The organism is Streptomyces sp. NPDC003300 (genome assembly GCF_040610915.1).
Taxonomy (GTDB): domain Bacteria; phylum Actinomycetota; class Actinomycetes; order Streptomycetales; family Streptomycetaceae; genus Actinacidiphila.
In genome coordinates, this window is sequence record NZ_JBEXNE010000012.1 from 48631 (window position 1) to 70943 (window position 22313).

At 72.8% G+C, this 22313-nt stretch carries 21 protein-coding genes; 10 read left to right on the plus strand and 11 right to left on the minus strand.

Annotated elements, in window-relative coordinates; translation table 11 throughout:
* Positions 1 to 14: 14 nt before the first annotated feature.
* Positions 15 to 248, minus strand: a complete 234-nt coding sequence (locus tag ABZX65_RS19155; protein ID WP_188285579.1) for a hypothetical protein — start codon at positions 246 to 248, stop codon at positions 15 to 17.
* Positions 249 to 461: 213 nt separating this feature from the next.
* Between ABZX65_RS19155 and nhaA the strand changes: the two genes are divergently transcribed.
* The gene (gene nhaA, locus ABZX65_RS19160; RefSeq protein ID WP_355340864.1) at positions 462 to 2363 is read left to right on the plus strand and encodes a Na+/H+ antiporter NhaA; all 1902 of its coding nucleotides are present in this window, start codon (positions 462 to 464) and stop codon (positions 2361 to 2363) included.
* A 59-nt stretch (positions 2364 to 2422) separates the two neighbouring features.
* Here nhaA and ABZX65_RS19165 read toward each other — a convergent pair whose 3' ends face one another.
* Positions 2423 to 2653 carry a DUF6296 family protein gene (locus ABZX65_RS19165; RefSeq protein WP_355340867.1) on the minus strand — a complete coding sequence of 77 codons (231 nt, stop codon included), beginning with the start codon at positions 2651 to 2653 and terminating at the stop codon, positions 2423 to 2425.
* A 173-nt stretch (positions 2654 to 2826) separates the two neighbouring features.
* Between ABZX65_RS19165 and ABZX65_RS19170 the strand changes: the two genes are divergently transcribed.
* The 3 genes from ABZX65_RS19170 (at position 2827) to ABZX65_RS19180 (ending at position 5708) form a co-directional block, all read left to right on the plus strand.
* On the plus strand, positions 2827 to 2982 hold the full coding sequence (locus ABZX65_RS19170; RefSeq protein WP_355340870.1) for a hypothetical protein: 156 nt from the start codon (positions 2827 to 2829) through the stop codon (positions 2980 to 2982).
* A gap of 222 nt (positions 2983 to 3204) precedes the next feature.
* Positions 3205 to 4563 carry a bifunctional o-acetylhomoserine/o-acetylserine sulfhydrylase gene (locus tag ABZX65_RS19175; protein ID WP_355340873.1) on the plus strand — a complete coding sequence of 453 codons (1359 nt, stop codon included), beginning with the start codon at positions 3205 to 3207 and terminating at the stop codon, positions 4561 to 4563.
* Positions 4560 to 5708 (plus strand): homoserine O-acetyltransferase, encoded by a 1149-nt coding sequence (locus ABZX65_RS19180; protein ID WP_355341326.1) that lies wholly within the window; start codon positions 4560 to 4562, stop codon positions 5706 to 5708. The genes ABZX65_RS19175 and ABZX65_RS19180 overlap by 4 nt, the downstream gene beginning before the upstream one ends.
* On the opposite strand, the gene ABZX65_RS19185 is transcribed toward ABZX65_RS19180, so the two are convergent.
* The 4 genes from ABZX65_RS19185 to ABZX65_RS19200 all read right to left on the minus strand — a co-directional run bounded on the left by ABZX65_RS19185 (position 5689) and on the right by ABZX65_RS19200 (position 11615).
* Positions 5689 to 8043: a glycosyl hydrolase gene (locus ABZX65_RS19185; protein ID WP_355340876.1), complete on the minus strand. Its 2355-nt coding sequence runs from the start codon at positions 8041 to 8043 to the stop codon at positions 5689 to 5691. The two genes, ABZX65_RS19180 and ABZX65_RS19185, sit on opposite strands and share 20 nt — an antisense overlap.
* Before the next feature lie 351 nt (positions 8044 to 8394).
* Positions 8395 to 9435, minus strand: coding sequence for a LacI family DNA-binding transcriptional regulator (locus ABZX65_RS19190; RefSeq protein WP_355340879.1), 1041 nt, complete (start codon positions 9433 to 9435; stop codon positions 8395 to 8397).
* Positions 9436 to 9671: 236 nt separating this feature from the next.
* A complete protein-coding gene (locus ABZX65_RS19195) occupies positions 9672 to 10655 on the minus strand; it encodes an ROK family protein (protein ID WP_355340882.1) in 984 nt (327 codons plus the stop codon).
* Positions 10656 to 10928: 273 nt separating this feature from the next.
* Complete coding sequence (locus tag ABZX65_RS19200) at positions 10929 to 11615, minus strand: DUF2249 domain-containing protein (RefSeq protein ID WP_355340885.1); 687 nt, start codon at positions 11613 to 11615, stop codon at positions 10929 to 10931.
* A 52-nt stretch (positions 11616 to 11667) separates the two neighbouring features.
* Here ABZX65_RS19200 and ABZX65_RS19205 point away from each other — a divergent pair, with 52 nt between their 5' ends.
* Both ABZX65_RS19205 and ABZX65_RS19210 read left to right on the plus strand, forming a co-directional pair.
* Positions 11668 to 12399, plus strand: a complete 732-nt coding sequence (locus ABZX65_RS19205) for a helix-turn-helix domain-containing protein (protein ID WP_355340888.1) — start codon at positions 11668 to 11670, stop codon at positions 12397 to 12399.
* Positions 12400 to 12446: 47 nt separating this feature from the next.
* A complete protein-coding gene (locus ABZX65_RS19210; RefSeq protein WP_355341329.1) occupies positions 12447 to 12821 on the plus strand; it encodes a hypothetical protein in 375 nt (124 codons plus the stop codon).
* 38 nt (positions 12822 to 12859) lie between these two features.
* Here the strand turns inward: ABZX65_RS19210 and ABZX65_RS19215 are convergent, their stop codons facing one another.
* Positions 12860 to 13738, minus strand: coding sequence for a cyclase family protein (locus ABZX65_RS19215; RefSeq protein ID WP_355340891.1), 879 nt, complete (start codon positions 13736 to 13738; stop codon positions 12860 to 12862).
* Between the two features lie 428 nt (positions 13739 to 14166).
* On the opposite strand from ABZX65_RS19215, the gene ABZX65_RS19220 reads away from it, so the two are divergent.
* Complete coding sequence (locus ABZX65_RS19220; RefSeq protein ID WP_355340894.1) at positions 14167 to 15216, plus strand: FUSC family protein; 1050 nt, start codon at positions 14167 to 14169, stop codon at positions 15214 to 15216.
* Positions 15217 to 15228: 12 nt separating this feature from the next.
* On the opposite strand, the gene ABZX65_RS19225 is transcribed toward ABZX65_RS19220, so the two are convergent.
* Positions 15229 to 16926 carry an MFS transporter gene (locus tag ABZX65_RS19225; protein ID WP_355340897.1) on the minus strand — a complete coding sequence of 566 codons (1698 nt, stop codon included), beginning with the start codon at positions 16924 to 16926 and terminating at the stop codon, positions 15229 to 15231.
* Complete coding sequence (locus ABZX65_RS19230; RefSeq protein ID WP_355340900.1) at positions 16926 to 17372, minus strand: MarR family transcriptional regulator; 447 nt, start codon at positions 17370 to 17372, stop codon at positions 16926 to 16928. The genes ABZX65_RS19225 and ABZX65_RS19230 overlap by 1 nt, the downstream gene beginning before the upstream one ends.
* Before the next feature lie 75 nt (positions 17373 to 17447).
* Here ABZX65_RS19230 and ABZX65_RS19235 point away from each other — a divergent pair, with 75 nt between their 5' ends.
* The 3 genes from ABZX65_RS19235 to mgtA all read left to right on the plus strand — a co-directional run bounded on the left by ABZX65_RS19235 (position 17448) and on the right by mgtA (position 21318).
* Entirely contained in the window at positions 17448 to 18008 is a 561-nt protein-coding gene (locus tag ABZX65_RS19235) for a cysteine hydrolase (protein ID WP_355340903.1), read from the plus strand.
* A 174-nt stretch (positions 18009 to 18182) separates the two neighbouring features.
* Positions 18183 to 18545, plus strand: a complete 363-nt coding sequence (locus ABZX65_RS19240) for a metalloregulator ArsR/SmtB family transcription factor (RefSeq protein ID WP_355340906.1) — start codon at positions 18183 to 18185, stop codon at positions 18543 to 18545.
* A 49-nt stretch (positions 18546 to 18594) separates the two neighbouring features.
* Complete coding sequence (mgtA, locus tag ABZX65_RS19245; RefSeq protein ID WP_355341332.1) at positions 18595 to 21318, plus strand: magnesium-translocating P-type ATPase; 2724 nt, start codon at positions 18595 to 18597, stop codon at positions 21316 to 21318.
* On the opposite strand, the gene ABZX65_RS19250 is transcribed toward mgtA, so the two are convergent.
* Positions 21291 to 21533 (minus strand): hypothetical protein, encoded by a 243-nt coding sequence (locus tag ABZX65_RS19250; RefSeq protein ID WP_355340909.1) that lies wholly within the window; start codon positions 21531 to 21533, stop codon positions 21291 to 21293. The genes mgtA and ABZX65_RS19250 overlap by 28 nt on opposite strands.
* Before the next feature lie 125 nt (positions 21534 to 21658).
* Positions 21659 to 22234: a TerD family protein gene (locus ABZX65_RS19255; RefSeq protein ID WP_355340912.1), complete on the minus strand. Its 576-nt coding sequence runs from the start codon at positions 22232 to 22234 to the stop codon at positions 21659 to 21661.
* Positions 22235 to 22313: the final 79 nt, after the last annotated feature.

The following is a 22313-nucleotide window of genomic DNA, read 5'->3' on the forward strand; positions in this document are numbered from 1 at the left end:
TCATGTGCGCCGGCTCAGTCGGCCAGCGCGTCCAACGGGTCGGCCCACTCGATGACGTCCACCTGGCGTGTGCCACGCGAGTCCACCACCAGCACGGTCGCCCCCTTAGGCAGGGGTTCCTCGGACCAGGCGAGGAAGGTCTCGCTGCCTCCTCTGACCCGCACGTAGACCTCACCGGGTCCGGCGAGGCCGCGCGTGCCGATGAGCAGCTCCCCCGTACAACCGATCACGGCTTCGTCCTGCGCCATTCCCGGCCGCCCCTCACTTCTCGTGTCCGTTCCGGTCCTGGAATCTCCGTCTCATTCATCCTCCCACCAGCGGCCTCTTCCGGTCCGTCACCGGTCCGTACCAAATACGGAACGCCGCACCGTACCGCTCATCCGTGGATGGCGATTGGACGCGCCACCGGGGTCCCGCTCGTGCCAGGGTGTGGGAAGACCGTTCCTCTGCTGGGAGGCTGGATGTTCCGGGGCTTCACCGCGCCCTTGTCAGGCAGGACCGAGCGCGACCGTACGACGGCCGCCTCCGCGTTGGCGTACATCCGTACCGAGACGGGCAGCGCGGCCGTGCTGCTCGCGGCCACCCTGGTGGCGCTGGTCTGGGCGAATGTCGCGCCCGGCGGCTACGAGTCGGCGTGGGCGACGCACCTGTCCTTCCGCTTCGGGGACCACGGGCTCGACCTGGACCTGCGGGAATGGGTGAATAGCGGGCTGATGACGCTGTTCTTCCTGGTCGTCGGCCTGGAGGCGCGGCGCGAGTTCGACATGGGCGAGCTGCGCGACCGGCGCCGTATCCCGCTGCCCATGCTGGCCGGGATCAGCGGCATGGCCGTACCGATCGCGATCTACCTCATGGTGAACGCGGGCCGGTCCTCGGTGCACGGCTGGGGCACCGCGATGTCCACCGACACGGCTTTCGCGCTGGGCATGCTGGCACTGCTCGGCTCGCGGTTCCCCGAACGGCTGCACACCTTCATCCTGACCGTCGCCGTCGTGGACGACTTCCTGGCGCTCGGCGTGATCGCGGTGGCGTACAGCGACCACATCTCGTGGACGCCGCTGATCGTCGGGATCGGCGTCCTGCTGGTGGTGTACGCGGTCCGCAGCGCCGGTGTGCGGCGCGGCGCGGTCTACGGGGTGCTGGGGGTGATCGCCTGGGTGGCGTTCCTGCATTCCGGGGTGGACCCGCTGGTCGTCGGTCTGATCATGGGCCTGCTCTCCTTCGCCTACCCGGCGTCGCGGGACGCGCTGGAGCGGGCGACGGGGCTGTTCCGGTCCTTCCGCGAGCAGCCGACCGCGGAGCTGGAGCGCGAGGCGCGGCTGGGCCTGGCCTCCGCGGTCTCCCCCAACGACCGGCTCCAGCGGCTGTGGCACCCGTGGAGCAGCTATGTGATCGTGCCGCTGTTCGCGCTGGCCAACGCGGGGATCGAGATCAACGGCTCGCTGCTGGCCGACGCCTTCACCTCGCCGATCACGCTCGGCATCCTGCTGGCGTACGGGCTCGGCAAGCCGATCGGCATCGTGGGCGCGTCCGCGCTGGCCACCAGGCTGAGCCGGGGCCGGATGCGGCCGTCGGTCGGCTGGGCGGCGGTGCTGGGCGGCGGTTCCATCGCGGGTATCGGCTTCACGGTGTCGCTGCTGATCGCGACGCTGGCCTTCGACGGGGACCAGCTCGCGCAGGCGAAGATCGGCGTGCTCAGCGCGGTCGTCTTCGCCATGCTCAGCACGACGGTGGTCGCGCTGGTCGCCGGGCGGCTGCCGGAGACGCGCAGGGCGCGTGCCCTGCTGGGCACCGCGGAGTCCGTCGTGGACCTCGTCGAGCCCGTCGACCCGGCCCGCGACCATGTCCGCGGGCCGGTGGACGCGCCGGTGACGATCGTGGAGTACGGCGACTTCGAGTGCCCCTTCTGCGGCCAGGCGGAGACCGTCGTACGCGAACTGCTCGCCGACTTCGGCGACAGCGTCCGCTACGTGTGGCGGCACCTGCCGCTCAACGACGTGCACCCGCACGCCCAGCTCGCCGCGGAGGCGTCGGAGGCCGCCGCCGAGCAGGGCCGCTTCTGGGAGATGCGGGACCTGCTCTTCGAGCGGCAGGACGCGCTCAAGGTGCGCGACCTGCTGGACCACGCGCGGGAGATCGGGCTCGACGTGGCGCTGTTCAAGGAGTCGCTGCACAAGCGGCACGGCGCGCGGCGGATCGCGAAGGACGTGGAGTCCGCCGACCTGAGCGGGGTGTCGGGCACCCCGACCTTCTTCATCAACGGCCGCCGCCACCATGGCGCGTACGACATCGACAGCCTGTCCGCGGCGGTGATCTCGGCGCGCGAGCGGGCGCTGGTGGAGCAGGGCGGGGCGGAGGCGTAGGGGACCCCCGGACGGGGCCTACGCCGCCGCCTCCGCGGGGGCTAGCGCGCTCCGGGGTCTCAGGGGTGGAGGGAGCGGACCGCACGGGGGACGCCGGGGGCCTGGTGGCCGCCGCTGGCGATCATCCGCACCTCGCCGTCCGCGCTGATCTCGGCGCGGACGATCCCCGTCTCGTCCTCGTAGACCGGGTAGCCGCCCGCGCCGGATTTCTCGGTCCTGCGTACGACGACGACGTCGTCCTCCACCGCGGGGGCCTGGAACACCAGCTCGTAGATCTCCGGGTAATCCATATGGGACCTCCTGACCCGCCCATCATCTCCCGCGACGCCCCGGCCCGCCTCTGGGGACCCGGCCGGTACACCGTCGGTCACGGCGGTGACGCGGAAGCGGGCGCGACATGGTCCCGGAGGGGCTCGGGAGGACGGGTCGAAAGGCGGACAGAGAGGTGAACGCGGACAGAAAGATGAACAACGTGTCACACCGGCCGGTCGAGGGCGCCGGTCCGCTGACACACCGGCCGCCGCTGTGGTTCCCTGGCGTCATGACCCCGCTGCTCGTGATGCGCCGCCACGTGGACTACGGGCGTGTCACGAACATGGCCTGTCCCGCCGTGCGCTGACGTCGCGCGCTCGACGTCCTGCCGCCCGCAACGGCCGCTGATCAGCCCCTTTCACCACGCAAGGCGCGTTCCCGTGCCGCGCCGTGCCACCGCCGGGTGCCGTCCTCGCCGCCCGCCGTACGGGTCGTCGCGGCGGCGGTCCGCGCGCCGGACACATCCGCACATCCGTACGGCGCGCTCCGCGCGAGCCGAGGGCCGTACGCCATTTCCCAGGGGAGAGCCATGACCCAGCCCATCGACTCCGTGACCGCGGGCACCACCGCGGAGGACACCGCGGCGCGGGACCTGCCGGGGTGGTCGTTCGAGACCCAGCAGGTGCACGCGGGCACCGCGCCCGACCCGACGACCGGCGCGCGGGCGGTGCCGATCTACCAGACGACGTCGTTCGTGTTCCGCGACACGCAGCACGCCGCCGACCTGTTCTCGCTGGCGGAGCCCGGCAACATCTACACGCGCATCCACAATCCGACGCAGGACGCCTTCGAGCAGCGGGTCGCCGCGCTGGAGGGCGGTGTCGCGGCGGTGGCGCTGGCGTCGGGGCAGGCCGCGGAGACGCTGGCGATCCTCACGCTGGCGCGCTCCGGTGACCACATCGTCTCCAGCGCGTCGCTGTACGGCGGCACGTACAACCTCTTCCGTCACACGCTGCCGAAGTTCGGCATCGAGGTGTCCTTCGTGGAGGACCCCGACGACGCGGACGCGTGGCGGGCGGCGATCCGGCCGGGGACGAAGGCGCTGTTCGCCGAGACGCTGGGCAATCCGCGCGGCAATGTGCTGGACGTGCGGGCGGTCGCCGACGTCGCGCACGCGGCGGGTCTGCCGCTGATCGTGGACAACACGGTGCCGACGCCGTTCCTGCTGCGGCCGATCGAGCACGGCGCGGACATCGTGGTGCACTCGGCGACCAAGTTCCTCGGCGGGCACGGCACGACGATCGCGGGCGTGGTCGTGGACGGCGGGACCTTCGACTTCGGGGCGCACGCCGAGCGGTTCCCCGACTTCACCGAGCCCGACCCCAGCTACCACGGTCTCCAGTACTGGCCCGCGCTCGGCCCCGGCGCCTTCGCGGCGAAGCTGCGCGTGCAGCTCCTGCGCGACCTCGGCCCGGCGCTGTCGCCGCACTCGTCCTTCCTGCTGCTCCAGGGCGTCGAGACGCTGTCGCTGCGGCTGGAGCGGCACTCGACCAACGCGCAGGCGCTCGCGGAGTGGCTGGAGGCGCGTGACGAGGTCGCGGTCGTCCACTATCCGGGACTGCCGTCCAGCCGCTGGCACGACGCGGCCCAGCGCTATCTGCCGCGCGGGGCGGGCGCGGTGCTCGCCTTCGAGCTGCGGGACGGCGCGGAGGCCGGAAAGAGGTTCGTGGACGCGGTGTCGCTCTTCAGCCACCTCGCCAACATCGGTGACGTGCGGAGCCTGATCATCCACCCGGCGTCCACCACGCACAGCCAGTTGGACGAGGAGCAGCTCGCCGCCACCGGCACCTCGCCGGGCCTGGTGCGGCTGTCGGTCGGCATCGAGCACATCGACGACCTCAAGGCCGACCTGGAGGCGGGCTTCCGCGCGGCGAAGGGCGCGTCCTGAACACCGCTGCCACCACTGGGGTCCCCCTGCTGCCCGCCACGGGCGCCTGGCAGCCGGGGGACCCGCCGGGGCGCCGGAACTGGCACGCCCTCGACCGGCCGCTGGCCCTGGAGGCGGGCGGCGAACTGCCGGGCGTGCGGCTGGCGTTCGAGACCTGGGGGCGGCTCGCGCCGGACGCGTCCAACGCGGTCCTAGTGCTGCACGCCCTGACCGGCGACAGCCATGCGGCGGGTCCGGCGGGTCCCGGGCATCCGACCGCCGGGTGGTGGGACGCCCTGATCGGACCGGGCCGCGCGCTGGACACCGACCGGTGGTTCGTGGTCGCGCCGAACGTCCTCGGCGGCTGTCAGGGCAGTACGGGTCCGTCCTCGTACGGTCCCGACGGTCGTCGCTGGGGCGGCTCCTTCCCGTTTCTGACGCAGCGTGACCAGGTCGCCGCCGAGGCGGAGTTGGCCGACGCGCTGGGCATCGGGAGCTGGGCGCTGGTGGTCGGCGGGTCGATGGGCGGGATGCGCGCCCTGGAGTGGGCGGTCGGTCGCCCCGAGCGCACCCGCGCCCTGCTGCTGCTCGCCTCCCCCGCCGCGGCGAGTGCCGAGCAGATCGCCTGGGCCGCCGTCCAGTCGCACGCCATCCGCTCGGACCCGCACTGGCGCGGCGGCGACTACCACGACGCGGGTCCGGGCCGAGGACCGCACGCGGGGCTCGGCCTCGCGCGGCGGCTGGCCCACGTCACCTACCGCAGCGAGGGCGAGCTGCGGTCCCGCTTCGGCCGCTCCGCGCAGGACGGCGAGGAGCCCTGGCGCGGCGGGCGGTACGCCGTCGAGTCGTATCTCGACCACCACGCCGCCAAGCTGGTGCGGCGGTTCGACGCGGCCAGCTACGTCGTGCTCACCGAGGCGATGAACGCGCACGACATCGGCAGATCCCGCGGCGGTACGGCGGCGGCCCTGCGCCGCGTGACCGCCACGACCCTGGTCGCCGGAGTCGACTCCGACCGCCTCTACCCCCTCCCCCAGCAGGCCGAGTTGGCGGCGGGCATCCCGCACTCCGACCGGCTGCGGATCGTCGAATCGCCGTACGGGCACGACGGATTCCTCATCGAGACGGATCAAGTGGCCGCGCTCGTCAGAGAACTGACGGCGTGAGGGGCATGGGGTGCCGGCGGAAGAACTGCCACATCAGGGCGTCGGCGCTGATCTCACGCGTCGTCGTACCGTTGCCCGCGGAGTCCTGTGGTGATCCCGGCCAGGTGTGACCCCCGTCCGACACCGAGTACAGCTCGACGTCCGCGCCGTCGCGGCAGCCTCCGTAGACGGTCCGCTGGACGTGTGGGGTGGTCTGGGTGGTGGCCGGTCCCGTCGTGCAGCCGTTGAGGGAGGCCCAGCGCTGCTGGGCGACGGGCACCGAGTAGTGCCAGGCGGCGCTGTCGCCGCCGCCGTAGTACGGGTTGGTGCTGTCCTGCTGCCCGTGGAAGGCGATCACCGGTACGGCTCTGCCGGGCGCGCAGGACGCGGCGTCCGGCCGGCTGCCATCGGCGGGGTCGGGGCGCCCGGCGCGGATGCCCGCCACCGGGGCGATCGCGGCGACCTTGTCGGCCAGCGCGCACGCCAGCGCGGAGGTCATCCGGCCGCCGCCGGAGTAGCCGGTCGCGTACACCCGCGCCGGGTCGACGCAGGCGGAGGCCGTGACCGTGTCGATCACCTGGCGCAGGAATCCGACGTCGTCGCGGGTGCCCTGCGGGGTGACGGAGGGAACGTTCCAGATGAAGCCGCCGCCGCTGGGCACCACCCCGGTGGGCGCGGCGACGACGAAGCCGTTCGCGTCGGCGGTCGGCGCCATGTCGCTGTACGCGAGCTGCCCGGCGCCCGTGCCCTGGCTGCCGTGCAGATCCAGCACCAGGGGCAGCAGCGCGCCCTGGGCGCGAGCCGGGATACGGACGAGGACCTGGTAGGTCGCGCCGCCGAACGACACCGGCGTGTTGTACTGCCCGCTGCCGAGCGCGGGCACGCACTGATCCGGCGCCGTCCCTCCCCCGCCGGGGAGGTTCCACTTCTGCCAGGCGTTGGTGTTGGAGTCCCAGATCTGCAACTGCCTGCCGTTGGCCGTGCTGCCGCCCGGATCATCGAGGAAACGGCCCGACTGAGGATTCCTGAGCTGGCCCGACGCCTGGGCCTGCCACTGCTGCGCACCCGAGCCGTTGCACGTCCAGAGCTGGACCTTCGTCCCGTTCGCCGTCCCCTGGCCCGTCACGTCCAGGCACTTGCCCAGCGCCCGGACCGTACCGTCCGAACCGACCGTCCACGACTGCGCGTTGGTGCCATTGCAGTCGTAAAGCTGCACGGGAGTGCCGTCCGCGCTGCTCGCCGACGCCACATCCACACACTTGCCGCCGACACCCGTGATGGGTCCCGTACGAGCGGACGGCGAGGTCGGAGGAGAGGTGGGCGGGGTGCCGGTGGGGACGGTGAACTGGCCCTGGCTGAGGACGCGGGAGGTGTTGAAGGTGGTCTGGAGACCGGCGGTGGTGTTGGCCGAGGTGAGGTAGTCGGACCAGATCATGAACCAGGTCCACAGCGGCTGGGCCGCCAACTGCGCGGGCGTGGGGACCGTACCGACCTCGGCGAGCGAAACCGGCTTGCCGTGGGCCTGGTTGACGATCGCCTGGTACCACTCGGTGCTGGCCGAGCCGTGCACCCACGGGTCGAGGCTGGCGACGTCCACGTACGCGTCACCCGGGTAGTAGTCGGCCACGTGGGCCGCTCCGCCGTCGATGTCCTTGACGTTCCAGACCCAGATGATGTTGTCCAGGCCCTTGGACTCCAGGTAGTCGTGGGTGATCTGGAACAGCCGGGCGCTCCCGGCCGCGCCGGTCTTGCCGCCCCACCAGGCCCAGCCTTCGTTCATCTCGTGCAGCGGACGGAACAGCACGGGGATGCCCGCGTCCTTCAACTGCTGCACGTACGGCACCACTTGGTCGAGCCTGCGCTTGTAGTCGGTGTTCAGCGTCGAGCCGTCCGTGACGAGTTGGCTCCACTCCGGGTCCGACAGGTGGCTGCCCTTGATGGGGTTGGGGCCGGTGTCGAAGTCGCAGGTCGCCACGTCGGGCCGGCACATGTGCCAGGTCAGGTTGACCAGTGAGCCGTTGGCCCACTCGGTCTTCGCCTGGTCGATCATCGTCTGACGATTGGCGATGTCGTCCGGCCGGAAGCCGAACTCCCCGCCCCACAGCCCGGCCCACTTCCCGGTGATCGAGTGGGCCTGGGCCGTGTAGGCCGAGGGCTGGCTGAGCGGTTCCTTGTTGTGGACGCCGCTGATCACATGGTTCCCGCTGATCTGGTGCAGGTAGCCGATCACCGCGTCGGGCGTCGAGGCACCGGTCGCCGACGCCTGCGGCGGCGAGGTCGCCAGCCACGCCCCGGCCACCAGCGGCAGCGCGGCGAGCAAGGCGGCCCGCCTGCGGGTGAAGATCTTCGCTCTCATCGGACCCTCTCATGTATCCCATGGGGGTGGAACGTTGCATGCCGCGCGTCCGTGGCAGCGAGATGTCGCGTCATCGCGGCCACGGGAAAACGGCGGAAAGACCAACGCCTGGAAGCTAGAACTCTGGTCTAGGCCATGTCAATGAGTCCGGCACAGGTTTTCTAAAACGTGCCAGTGACTCATCAGTAACCAGAGAGGGATTACGGGGCGCGGCCGGGCACGCGAGAGAGCGCGGGCGGGCCACAGCGCGGGAAGACGTACTCGCACGGACGAGGGACACGGCGCCGACAGCGGTGGGGCGGCGCGCCGTCACCGGCGATCCGACCTCAACAGCCCGACGACAGCGCGGTGTTACGGCCTGGGCGGCGGCGCCGTCGAACCCCTCGGGACGAGGCCGGGGATCTGGGCCGCGTGCGACGCGGGCTTCTGATGCGTCATCACATCGAAGAGCGTCTCGGTGACGTCGGCGCCGAAGGAGAAGATGTCGTGCCGCATCGCCGAGAGCATGGGCCGGGTGAGCTGGCACAACTGCGAGTCGTCCCAGGCGAGCAGGGACAGGTCCTGCGGTACGGACAGGCCGAATTCGGCGGCCACGCCCAGCGCGGTGACGGCCATGATGTCGTTGTCGAAGACGATCGCCGTGGGGCGCTCGGCGGAGAGCAGGAGCGTACGGCAGGCGCGGCTGCCCTGGTCGGCGGAGAAGTCGGCGACGACGGTCCGCGCCGACAGGCCCAACTCGGCCGCCGTCTCGGTGAACGCGCGGGTCCTGATGGCGCTGTGCCCCAGCTCGGCGGGTCCGCTCACCCGGGCCACCCTGCGGTGCCCGAGCGCCGCCAGATAGCGGACCGCCTCGACGGTCGCGGCGGCGTCGTCGGTCCACACGGAGGTGAATGGACCGGCGAGCGAGGGGTGTCCGACGGCCACCGCGGGCAGGCCGATCGCGGACAGCGCCGGGATGCGCGGGTCGTCCACCCGCAGGTCGACCAGGATGCTGCCGTTGACCCGGTTGCCCTGCCACCACTCGCGGTGGACCTCGATCTCGTCGTCGGCCTCGACCAGCCGCAGCAGGAGCGAGCAGGAGTGGCGGCCGAGCACGCTCTCGATACCGGAGATGAACTCCATGTAGAACGGTTCGAGGCCGAGCATCCGCGCGGGTCTGGCGATGGCGAGTCCCACGGTGTGCAGCGCCCGGCCGGACAGCGACTGCGCCGCCTGGTTCGGGCTCCAGCCCAGGTCACGGGCGGCCTGGAGGATGCGTTCCTTCGTACTGGACGACACGCCCGGCTTGTTGTGCACGGCGATGGTCACAGCGGACGGCGAGACTCCCGCACGCCGGGCGACGTCCTTGATCGTGGCCTTGCGCCCGCCGCCCGCTGCTGCCGTCTGGCTCACCCGGATGTCCGCCTTCGTCTCGTGGTCGGGCCGTGCCGAGACGCGCCGCACCGGGGCCGGAAGTCGCGGGTCGCGGGGAGTCCCGGCCGAGGGGTGGACCGTGCGAGCCGCCTCGTCGGCTCAGCGTACACTCAAACGTTGCATACGCGCCGGTCGGCGACGGTCAGCGGCCCAAGCCGCCCCGGGCGGTCGACAGGCCCACGCCCCGGCCGTACGCCGCGACGCGGGCCCGTGGCTCAGCGCGCTCCGGCCGTGGCCGCTCCCGCGATGGCCGCCGCACCGACCAGTCCGGCGTCCCCCCGCAGCGCGGCCCGCTCCACGAGTACCCCGGCCGCGAACGGCAGCGCGGCGTACGACTCCAAGTGGCGGCGCAGCGGCGGGAACAGCACGTCGGCGGCCTCGGCGACGCCCCCGCCGATGACGGCGGCCTCGATCTCCACCAGGGTGGCGACCGCCGCGATGCCCGCGGCCAGGGCCCGCGCGGCGGAGTCGAAGGCCGCCAGCGCGACCGGGTGGCCCTGCCGGGCGCCGACGGCCACCGCCGCCGCGTCGGCCGGACCCTCATCGGGCCGCCAGCCCTGCTCCAGCGCGCGGCGCGTGATGGACGTGCCGCTCGCCAACTGCTCGACGCAGCCCCGCGATCCGCAGACGCACGCCTCGCCGAGCAGGTCGACGGTGATGTGCCCCAGATGCCCGGCGTTGCCGGTCGGCCCGCTGCGGACAGCGTTGTCAAGGATGAGTCCGGCGCCGACGCCGGTCGAGACCACCATGCACAGCGCGTTCCGGTACCCGCGCGCGGCGCCGATCCAGTGCTCCGCCGCCGTCATCGCCACGGCGTCGCCGCACAGCACCACCGGCTTTCCCGCCACGGCGGGGTGCGCCCGTACGCGCTCGACGATCGGGAAGCCGCGCCAGGCGGGGATGTTCACCGGGCTCACCGTGCCCGCCGCGATGTCGACGGGACCCGCGCTGCCGATGCCCAACGCCGTGACCGCGCGCCAGTCCTGATGCTCGGTCAGCTCGGCCAGCACCTCGAGGACGGCGCCGAGAACCGCCGAGTCGGCGCCCGCGGGCGTCGGACGCCGGGCCCGGTGGCGTACGCGGCCCTCGGCGTCCACCAGCGCTCCGGCGATCTTCGTCCCGCCGATGTCCAGGGCGGCCAGCAGCCGCCCTCCGACCTCGGGCAGGAGCAAGGACGGCTGCGCGGCATCAGTGGCCATGGGGTGGATCTCCGTTCACGGCAGAGAGACGGGAGACGGGCCGGCCGTGGGAACTGGCCCCATTTAGGCGTGCGTCAGCGCAAAGGAGTCGATCTCGGACCAGCATGCTACTACAGCGTTTTATGGACGACGACACGCCATGCCGTGCCCGCTGCCCTCCTGTCGCGGTCCGGTCCGCGCCCGGTGTCCTCCGCACCGCCCGGTCCGGGCAGACCTCGTCGGCAGCGGGAATCACCGCCGTCGCGCGCCATGCGGCCGCTCACACGCGGTCCCTCAGACGCGAGAGCTCGGCGGCGCGAGCACGAGGGCCTGGCGGCGCTGATGGACGGTCAGGTAGCGCAGCCCGTGCGGACCCGCGGTGAACGCGCGCAGCGAGCGGCGCGGGAGCCACACCAAATCGCCGGGGACGAGGGGGACTTGGTCGAGTTCGGTGGTGAGGCGGCCGTCGCCGTCGAGAATGTGGACGAGCACGTCGAGGTCGGGGCCGAGGTGCGGTGCGATGCCCGCGTGCGGCGGGAGTTGGATGATGTTGGAGTCCAAGTCGCGGTCACGCATGCGCAGTTTCCACACCGCGCCGGAGGCGTCGGGCACGCCCGGCGATGCGACGGCCGGGGCGCCCGGACCGTCCGCGGCATCCGGGAAGGCCGGGGCCGCCGAGACCACCGGGGAGTCCGAGACCACCGGGGAGTCCGGTCGCCGCGCGCCGGTCAGGACGCGGGGCAGCGAGGTCGACGCGAGTTTGCGGATGCGGATCCGCCACTCCCCCGGCGCCTTGTCCTCGTACTGCCAGTCGTGGCCGCCCGGGTGCTCCGTGTCGAACTCCTCGCGCAGGTGGCGGGGGTCGTGGTCGTTGACCAGGACCAGCGAATCCCCTACTGCGAGGGCGTCGTACGCGGCGAAGACGGCGGGGTGCCTGCCGGGCTTGGGCAGCGGACGTACGTCGAGCTCGGGTCCTGGCACGGGCCGCGCCTCCCTCTATTTCTACAAGTGGCGATTGTGTAAACTCTAGCGCATGACGCCTCCCTCCGATCCCACGGACGCCGTGACCGACGCGCTCGCCGGCCGTCGGCGGGACGTCCTCGACCTGCTCCGGCGATCGGCGGCGCCGCTGAGCATCGCCGACATCGCCCGCCGCCTCGAAGTGCACCCGAACACGGCCCGGTTCCACCTCGACACATTGGTGGGGCACGGGCAGGCGGAGCAGGTCGCGGCCGCGCGCACCGGGCCCGGAAGGCCGCCGCTGCTGTTCCGCGCCGCCCCTGGCATGGACCGGACGGGACCGCGCAATTACCGGCTGCTCGCGTCGATCCTCGTCGAGGAGCTGTCGCACAGGCCCCGTCCCACGCAGGCGGCGGTCGCGGCCGGGCGCGCCTGGGGCGGGGAGTTGACCGAGGCACCGGACGCAACGGCCCCGTCGGGCACGGTCACCGAGGCGCGCACGACGGTCACCGAGGCGCGCGCGGTCGAAGGTCTCATCCGCCTGCTCGACGACCTCGGCTTCGCCCCGGAGCGCCCGCCGCGCGGCGCCGTCGACCGGATCGGCTTGCGGCACTGCCCCTTCCTCGACCTGGCGCAGGAGCGGTCGAAGATCGTCTGCCCGATCCATCTGGGCCTGATCCAGGGCGCGTTGGCCGCGATGGAGGCGCCGCTGACCGCCGAGCGGCTGGAGCCGTTCGTGGAACCCGACCTGTGCGTGGTCCACCTCGGCCGGGCGGCACGCCCCGTGGAAGGGAAGGGGCGTTGAGCGCTTCGGCGGCGGCCTCGGTGGCCCTGGTGTTCACCTGGCTCGGGATGGTCCTCGCCATCTCCTTCCTGGAGGCGCCGCTGAAGTTCCGCGCCCCGGACGTCACCGTCCGTATCGGTCTCGGCATCGGCCGCCTGGTGTTCCGCGCGCTCAACTCCGTCGAAGGGGTCTTCGCGGTGACCCTGCTGACCGTCGCGGCCAGCGGACCCCTTTCCGCCCGCGCGACGGTCGCGCTGACCGCCGCCGTGGCTCTGCTCGTCCTCCAACTGGCCGTGGTACGGCCCCGCCTGACCCGCCGTTCGAACGCGGTCCTGGCCGGGCAGGACCCGCCGCGCTCCCACGCCCACTACGCCTACATCGGCCTGGAAGCCGCCAAGGTCGCGGCCCTGATCACGGCAGGCGCCCTGCTGCTGGCCGGTTGACGCCCGCGAGCCGGTCCCCACGGTGCGGAACCGGCCGATCAGAAGAGGGCGATCGGGTTGACCGGGACGCCGGTCATGCCGTGGATACGCGGCGGCGCGACGGAGAGCAGGAAGCTGTAGCGCCCCAACTCCGCGCACAGCGCGGCGAGATCGTCGAGCTGTGAGGCGTCGATCAGGGGCATGGCCATCCGGCCGAGTGCCACGCCGTGCAGCGGCGACGGCGCGTTCGGATCGAGCGGTGGGAAGGCGTCGCCCCGGTCACCGGTGTAGACGGCGACCTGGCGGTGGTGCATCCAGCGCACCGCGTCGAGGCTGATGCCCGGTGTCGGTGTGCCGGGGACGGGCGTGGCGGGCCAGCCGAGCCGGATCGCGAGGGCGTCGCCCGAGCGCACCTCGACGTTCTGCCGCTTCTCGGCCTCCTCCAGGTCGTGGGAGGTCACCGCGCGACCGGGCGCGAGCGGGCCGTCCACGGCCAGGTCGAGCAGCACCCCGCGTGTGACGATGCCCGCGGCGAAGGCCCCCGTCGAAGCGAAGGTCACGCCCGCGGCGGTCACGACCTGGTCCCTCGGGCGTCCGGGGTAGACCTGACCGTCGGTCGACCAGTGCGCCAGCGCGTCGATGTGGGTCGAGCCCGCGTGGTGGTTCTGCGTCAGCGTCAGATCGGCCGCCACGGGAACGCCGGTGTAGGACATCATCTGCTGGACCGGGGAGACGTCCACCGTCGTCGGCGCGAACGGGCTGCTGACGATGGGGGTCGGCGTGATCGGCTGCGCCAGCGACACCCACCGGCCGGTCCGCACCTCGGCGGCGGCCTGTGCGCGTACGGCGTCGGTGATTAGATTGAGCGTGCCGAGTTCGTCGTCGGAACCCCAGCGGCCCCAGTTGTCCGGAAGTTCCTGCTCGGTCGGATCGGTCACGTGAGCGCTTCCCCTCTTGCGATGTGCGGGAGCCGCGCGATGCGCCGAACTGCCCTTGTTCGCCCCTGCCGGCGCACCACCAGCGGCCAACAGCATACGGTCGACACCCTTTTCACACCTGCCACATCCGGGATCGGACGGACGGGGTGGCAGCGGCGGGGATCGTGACGCTCGACGCAGCCGTTCCAGCCCGGACGCCACCCGCCTCCGCACGGCCCGCGTACCCGCCCGACGGCGGGAACGGGCGGCGGGTCCCGTGACATACCGTCACCCCGATGCGTGCCGTGACGTGCGCGGCCCGGCGTTACGGCGAAGGGTGGGAGGTTCAGGGCGCCGCGCCGGGCGGGGGCTCCGTACCGGAGGTTTGCGCACATGCGGTCCCTGCACCCGTCGCCCGCCCGCTCCGTAGCGGCGGACGTACACCGGTCGTGACCGGGGAGGACACCGCGACACCGGCCGTGAGCGGGGAGGACACCGCGACAGCGGCCGCCGGGTCGCCGCCGCGGGTCGCCTGGGCGTGGCCCGGCTTCGCGCGCGGTCTGCTGTACGCGCTGCCGGGCGCCGCGGTGGCGCTGCACAATCCGGGCGCGGGCATGGCGCTGGCGGTGGGCGTGCTCCCCGCCGCCGTCATGCGCATGCCCGCCCGGCGGCGGGCCCGGTTCATGACCGTCGTGGTCGGCCTGTGCACCGGCCTGCCGATGGTGCTGGGGTCGCTGCTGGTGCAGGTGCGGTGGGTCGCGGTGCCCGGCGTGTTCCTGCTGGCGTACGCGTCCGCCGTCGTCGCCGCACGGCGCCCGGCAGGGATGGTGCTGCTCGTGCTCAGCCTGCCCATGGTGGGCGCAGGGCTGAGCTATGACGACGTGTCCCAGGCGCTCGGCATCACCGGGCTGATCGTCGCGGGCTCCGCGTACGCCTGGCTGGTGTCGCTGCTGTGGCCGTCGACCGCGCCGCCCCCCAGGCCGCCGGGCCCGGCGCCCTCCCCCGAACAGGCCAGGATGTACGGTCTGCGGCTCGGCGCGGCCGGGGCCGCCGCGGCGGGCTGCGGTCTGGCGCTGGCACCGACGCATCCGGGCTGGCCGGTGGTGGCCGCGCTGATGGTCATGCGTCCGCGGCCCCAGATGCAACGGCTGCGGTCCTTCGGCCGGGTGCTGTCGGTGCTGGCCGGTGGCGCGGTCGCACTCCTGCTGCTCCGTAACGACGCGCCGGACTGGGCGTACGCGGTGACCGCCGCGGCCACGCTCGCGCTCGCCGCGGCGACCCAGGGCAGCCGCTGGTATCTGACCCCCGCGTACTCGACGGTCCTCGTGCTGCTCCTGCTGCTGCACGCGGAGCCCGACCAGGCCCGTGCCCGGGCCGACGAGCGTCTGTGGGCCACGGTCGCGGGCGTGGCCCTCGCGTATCTCTTCGGCCTGCTCCTGCCGAGGATTCTGCGGCTGCCGGCGGTGTCACGCCTGCTGGGGGCGACGGGACGCGGCTGACCACCGTGCCCCTCACCGCGCGGGCGCGGCCTGCTTCGTCTCCTGCGGCGCGGCGATCCGGCCGAGCGAGCGGTCGACGAGGGTGAGGACGAGGAAGACGGCCGCGGCGGCGAGCATGAACAGGGCGAGGCCGTGCAGTCCCGAGGTGGTCGCGCGGCGGCCGAAGAAGGCGCCGGTCGCGGAGGAGGCGACCATGGCGCCCAGATACATGAACGTCCGCAGCAGCCCGGACGACGCGCCCATGCGCGCGGGGTCGGCCTGGAAGTAGAGCGCGTTCTGGTTGGCGAGGCTGACCAGGCCCTGCGGCAGTCCGAGGACGACGGCGACCGCGACCAGCAGCCACACCGCGGCGTGGTCGCCCACGGCCAACAGCATGGCGCAGGCGACGAGTTGGGCCACGGCGCCGACGACCAGCTTGCCGCGCACGACGGCCTTGCGCCCGGTGAGGGTGGACACGACGATGCCGACCGCGAAGGTGGGCAGCAGGAGCAGCCCGGCCGCGGAGGCGCTCAGCCCCCTGCCGTCCTCCAGCCACTGCGTGAAACCGTAGATGAAGGAGTACGAGACGGTGTACGCGACGAAGGTGCGGGCGTAGGTCGCCAGCAGCGGGATGTTGCCCGCGAAGACGCCGACGTCGATGAACGGGTCGGCGGCGCGCCGCTCGCGCAGGGCGAAGCCGGTGCCCGCGAGCAGGGTGAGCGCGATGAGCCAGGCCCGGTCGGTGCGGGCGTCCATGAGGAACAGCAGCAGCGACACGAGGGTGGCGGCGAAGAGCAGGACGCCCGCCCAGTCGAGGCGATTGCGCGGACGCGGCCCGCCGTCGGGGAGCGGGGCGCCGACTGGGAGCGGCCCACTGTCGGGGAGCGGGGCGCCGTCGGCGGCGCCCGACGGCGCGATCGCGGTCCTGCCCGGCAGGTGGATCCAACCGAGGACGAGACAGGCGATCGCGAGCGGGATGTTGATGGCGAAGGTGCTCCGCCAGCCGCCGAGGCCGATGAGCAGGCCGCCGAGGGTCGGGCCGATGACGGCGACGGTCTGGCCGGTCACGGCGAGCGTGGTGAGCACGCCCGCGGGGCTCTTCATCCCGGTGCGTTCGGCCTCGCTGCGGATCAGGTACATGGCGGCCGGATAACCGGCGCAGGTGCCGAAGCCGAGGACGACGCGGGCGGCGACGAGGACGGTGAGGTTCGGGGCGAGGGTGCCGATCACCCCGGCGACGCCCGTCAGCGCGGTCCCGGCGAGGAACAGCCGCTTGGGGCCGTACGTGTCGACCAGCCGTCCGACGAGCGGTTGCCCGATGGAGGTGGCCAGGTAGAGCGCGGAGATGAGCCAGGCCGTCCGGGCGGCGTCGGCGCCTAGGGCGGCGCCGATCGGCGCCAGGGCGACGGCGATGATGGAGGAGTTGACGGGGTTGAGGATCGAGCCGATCATCATCGGCGCGAGCAGCCGCCGGTCGAAGGCGACCTCGGCCGGTGCGGAGGAGGGTTCCGACCGCTCGGGCCGCTGGGGCCGCTCGGGCCGGCCTGGAGCGGCCGGTCCGGCGGACCGCGCGGCGGGTTGTACGGCGGCTGGCGCACCCGACGCGGCGGTCCGTTCCGGCCGTACGGCGGCCTGCTCCGTTCGTACGGCGGGCACGGCGGACGCCTCGGGCTGCTCAGACGGCCCGGACGGCCCGGACTGCCCGGACTGTCCCTGCGGTATCGCGGCCATCAGTTCGTCAGCCTGCCCAACAGGCGCATCGCCTCACTGATCGTGTGCCGCTCCGCGTCGTCGTACTGCTCCTCCAAGGCGCGCGCCAGCCACTCCACGCCCGCCTGCCGAGCGCCCTCCGCGCGCTCGCGGCCCGCGGGGGTCAGCTCGACGATCTGGCGGCGGCCGTCGGCGGGGTCGGGGGTGCGGTGGATCAGTCCCAGCCGCTCGAGTGAGGACAGCGTCGCGGCCATGGACTGCTGCCGTACGTGCTCGGCGTCGGCCAGCGCGGCGGCGGTGACGGCGTCGCCCCGGCTGACGCGCATCAGCACGGACGACTGCGACGGGGTCAGATCCTCCCCGTCCGTCACCTGGAGGATGCGGCGGCGCAGTCTGCCCACCACCACGCGGACGTCCAGGGACGCCTGGAGCATGCCGGGAGCGACCGGCTTCGCTTCACTTTGCATATCGTCAGCCTACACTGTTTAATTCTCACTGTTCAGTTAAGACTGTCTACTTTCCGTCGAGAGGACCCGCCCCTCATGTCCGCATCCCGTACCGCCCTGCTGGTCATGGACTTCCAGAACGGCATCGTGCAGCGCATCGCCGACGACTCCGTCGTGGCCGCGGCGGCCCGCGCGGTCGAGGCCGCCCGCGCCGCCGAGATTCCGGTGATCTTCGTACGGGTCGCCTTCCGGCCCGGCTATCCGGAGACCGCCGCCTCGAACCTCTCCTTCAGCGCCCTCAGCCAGGCAGGGGACGCCTTCACCCAGGACAACCCGGCCACCCAGGTGGTCGACGCGCTCGCCCCGCGCGCCGACGAGCCGGTGGCCGTCAAGCGCCGGGTCAGCGCCTTCACCGGCAGCGACCTGGAGGTCCTGCTGCGCGGCGCCGGTGCGGACTCGCTCGTCCTCACCGGCCTGTCCACCAGCGGCGTCGTCCTGTCCACCATCCGCCAGGCGGCCGACCTCGACTACCGCCTGACCGTCCTGTCCGACGCCTGCGCCGACAACGAACCCGACGTCCACCGCATCCTCATCGAGAAGGTCTTCCCCAAGCAGGCCCAGGTCATGACCACCGACGAGTGGGTCACGTCCCTCTGAGCCGACGGCTGTTGCCCTACCCCGCGGCCTCACGCGCCGGTGCCCGGCCGCGCCGGAGGGTCGGTGTCCGGCGCCCGTGCAGCGCAGGTCACGGGAGAGGTCCGGCGTTCACGGACACGCTCTAGACTGAGCGCTCGCGCGGTCGGCGCGCAGGCGCGGTCCGGAGGGAGAGCGGTGGTGGCGAGGGGCGGGGGCGACTTCGAGGAGTTGCCCGCTGAGGTGCTGACACAGGCCGCCGCGGCCTTCGGCCTGCTGGCCTCGCCCGCGCGGCTGCACCTGGTGTGGACGCTGATGCAGGGCGAGAGCGATGTGACCGCGCTCGCCGACCGCGTCGGCGGCGCGCTGCCCGCGGTCAGCCAGCACCTGACGAAGCTCAAGCTCGCCGGCCTGGTGCGGTCGCGCCGTGAGGGACGGCACGTGGTGTACCTGGTGGACGACCCGGACGTGGAGACCATGGTGCGGTGGATGCTGCGGCAGCTCGCGGAACGCGGTGGGTACACGACAACGCCTGGGCGCGTCCGTGACCTGGGCGCCTGACAGCGGACCACGTCCCACCGCCTGGGCGGCGCCCGAGCCGGTCGACGGCCTGGAGCAGGGCGCGCCGCCCGGTCACCTCACCGCCCCCGACACGGCGGATCTGCCCACGCTGGAGTTCCTGCGCGTGGTCGGCAGCGGTCCGCGCGGGCTGCTGGAGTCGCAGGCCGACGACCGGCTCGCCCGGTACGGCGAGAACGTCCTTCCCGCGCTGCGCTCCGTCTCCTGGCCGCGCCGCTTCCTGCGCAGCCTGCGCGATCCCTTCACCACCGTGCTGTTCTGCCTCGCCCTGGTGTCGGCCGCCGTCGCCGCCTGGAACACCGCGTGCGTGATCATGGCGCTGGTCACGGTCAGCTGTGTGCTGCGCTCCAGCGGCGAGTACCGCGCCGACCAGTCGGCGTCGGCGCTGCGGGAACTGGTCGCCGCGACCGCGACCGTACGCCGTCGAGCGGACGCGAACAGCGCGCCGGAGACGCGCGAGATCCCCGTCGACCAACTGGTGCCCGGGGATGTCGTCCTGCTCGGCCCGGGGGATCTGGTCCCGGCCGATCTGCGGCTGCTGCGCGCCACCGGGCTCACCGTGCACCAGGCCGCGCTGACCGGGGAGTCCGCGCCCGTCGCCAAGTATCCGGTGGAGAGTCCCGCCCCGACCGGTGACGCGTCGCCCGCCTCCGACGAGGAGCCGGGGGACGGGGTGTCCGGCGACCGCCGGCACCGGCACGGTTCGTCGTCCGCGCAGGAGGCGCCGCACCTGTGCCTCCAGGGCAGCAGCGTCGCCTCGGGCAGCGCGACGGGGGTCGTGACGGCGACCGGCGAGCACACCCGGTTCGCGCGGGGCTTTCGCGGTATGTCGACGCGGCGGCGGGAGAGCGCCTTCGACCGTTCCGTGCACGGCATCTCCTGGTCGCTCATCCGGTTCATGCTGCTGACGCCGCCGCTGGTGCTCATGGCCGACGCGGGTCTGCGCGGGCGCGGTCTGGAGACGCTGCCGTTCGCGGTCGCGGTGGCGGTCGGCCTGACGCCGGAGATGCTGCCGGTCGTGGTGACCACGACGCTGGCCAGGGGGGCGTCCCTGCTCGCCCGTGGCAGCGACGTGATCGTCAAGCGGCTGCCCGCGCTGCACGACCTGGGCGCGATGGACGTCCTGTGCACGGACAAGACGGGCACCCTGACCCAGGACCGGCCCGTCGTCGCCTGCCATGTCGACGGCGAGGGGCACGACAGTCCCGACGTCCTGCACTGGGCGGCCGTCAACAGTCTGTGGACCCTCCAACTCGCCGAGCTGCCCTCGCCCGACGCGCTCGACGAGGCGCTGCTGGACGCGGCGGAGGAGCGCGGCGACGACCTCGACCACGACGCGGTGGCGGCGCTCCCCTTCGATCCCGTACGCCGCCTGGCCACGGTGGTGCTGCGGACACCGGGCAGTCCCGGCACGCACGCGCTGGTCGTGAAGGGCGCGGCGGAGGCGGTGATCGCCCGGTGCGTGCGGCAGCGCGTGGACGGCCGGGACACCGACCTGGACGACGAGGCCCGAGCGCGGCTGCTGTCCATGTGCGCGCAGCGGGCCGAGGGAGGTCTGCGGGTGCTCGCCGTGGCCGCGGCGGAGCGGCCCGCGAAGTCCGGCGCCTCGTCCGTCACGGCGTCGGACGAGTACGGGCTGACGTTCCTGGGCGTCGTCGGGCTGCGGGACGCGGCGGCGGACACCGCGGCCGACGCCCTGACGGCGCTCAGCGGGCGCGGTGTCACCGTGAAGGTGCTCACCGGCGACCATCCGGGCACCGCCGCGCGGGCCTGCGACGAGATCGGACTCGACCCCGGCCGGGTGGTCACCGGCGACACGATCGACGGCCTGGACGACCACGCTCTGGCCGAACTCGCCGAGACCACCACGGTCTTCGCCCGCTGCACCCCCGCGCACAAGGCCCGCGTGGTGCGGGCGCTGCGCGCGGGCGGCCACGTCACCGGTTTCCTCGGCGACGGTGTCAACGACCTGCCCGCGCTGCACGCCGCCGACGTGGGGATCAGCCCGCGTGACGCCACCGCCGTGGCGCGCGAGGCGGCCGACGTGGTGCTCGCGGCGAAGGACCTCACCGCGATCTGCCACGCGATCGTCGCCGGGCGCCGCAGCAGCGGCAACATCGCCACCTATCTGCGGATCGCGCTGTCCTCGAATCTGGGCAACGTCATCGCGATGCTCACCGCCGGGTTGCTGCTGCCCTTCCTGCCGATGCTGCCGATGCAGGTCCTCGTGCAGAATCTCTGCTTCGACGGCGCGCAGCTCGCCTTCGCCTACGACCGGCCGCCGGCCGCCGACATGGCGCGGCCCTCGGCCCTCGAACCCCGCGCCATCCTGCGCTTCGTCACCGGTTTCGGCATCCTCAACGCCATCGCCGACGTGGCGACCTTCGGCATCCTCGCCCTGTCCATCAGGGGATTCGGCACCAGCGCCAGCCAAGAGGCTTTCCAGTCGGGCTGGTTCACCGAGAATCTGCTCACGCAGGCCCTGGTGATGCTGCTGCTGCGCACCGGCCGCACCGCCGCGGAGGGCCGCGCGCCCGGCCCGATCCGGGTGACCACCAGCGCGCTGGCGGCCATCGGCATCCTCGTCCCCCTCTCCCCCCTCGCCCCCGCCCTCGGCTTCACCGCGCTCCCGCTCTTCTATTACGCGCTGCTCGCCGCGGTCCTCATGTCGTACGGGACGGCGCTGGTGATGGCGAAGACGCGGTACGAGGCGCGGACCGCCGCCCGTCAGGGACTGGCGGCGTCGAAGCCGTAGCGCAAAGGGGTGTCCCCGGCGCGGGACGTGCGTCGATAGATGTGCAGCGCGTCCACCCGTACGCCCGTCGTGCCCGCTTCGTCGTCGAGGGGGCACGGACAGCTCACCTGCACCACTCGCGGCCGTCCGGCCACCCGTATCCGCACGCCGTCCGCCGGACCGCCGTCAAGGACCGCGGCTTCCCAGCCGTCGGCGCCGTTCCCTGCTCTCTCCATGCGCGACACTTTATCGATTACGCAATTGGGGAACTGTTGCGGGTGCGGACGTGGCGGGATTCAGGCGACGGGGGGTGGGACCGCCCCCAGGGGGGGTGGAAGGGGCGGCCCCGGCTCGGTGGACCTCAGACGTTGACGCCGAAGTCGGTGGCGATGCCCGCGAGACCGGAGGCGTACCCCTGGCCGATGGCGCGGAATTTCCACTCCGCGCCGTTGCGGTACAGCTCGCCGAAGACCATCGCCGTCTCGGTGGAGGCGTCCTCGGTCAGGTCGTAGCGGGCGAGCTCGCGCCCGTCGGCCTGATTGACGATACGGATGAACGCGTTGCGGACCTGGCCGAAGCTCTGGCCGCGCTTCTCGGCCTCGTAGATCGACACGGGAAAGACCACCTTGTCGACCTGGAGCGGGACCGTCGCGAGGCTCACCCTGATCTGCTCGTCGTCCCCGTCACCGCCGCCGGTCAGATTGTCGCCGCTGTGCGTGACGGAGCCGTCCGGGCTCTCCAGATTGTTGAAGAACACGAAGTGCCGGTCGCTCAGCACCTTCCCGGCCGCGTCGCACAGCAGCGCGGACGCGTCCAGGTCGTAGTCGGAACCCGTCGTGGTCCGTACGTCCCACCCCAGGCCGACCGTGACGGCCGTCAGTCCGGGGGCTTCCTTGCTCAGAGAGACATTGCCGCCCTTGGACAGAGTCACACCCACGAGCTCTCTCCACCTTCCCGCTTGTTTTCGCGTCCTCTACTGAGAAGAACGAGGATCCGCGCGACGCGGTTCCTTGATT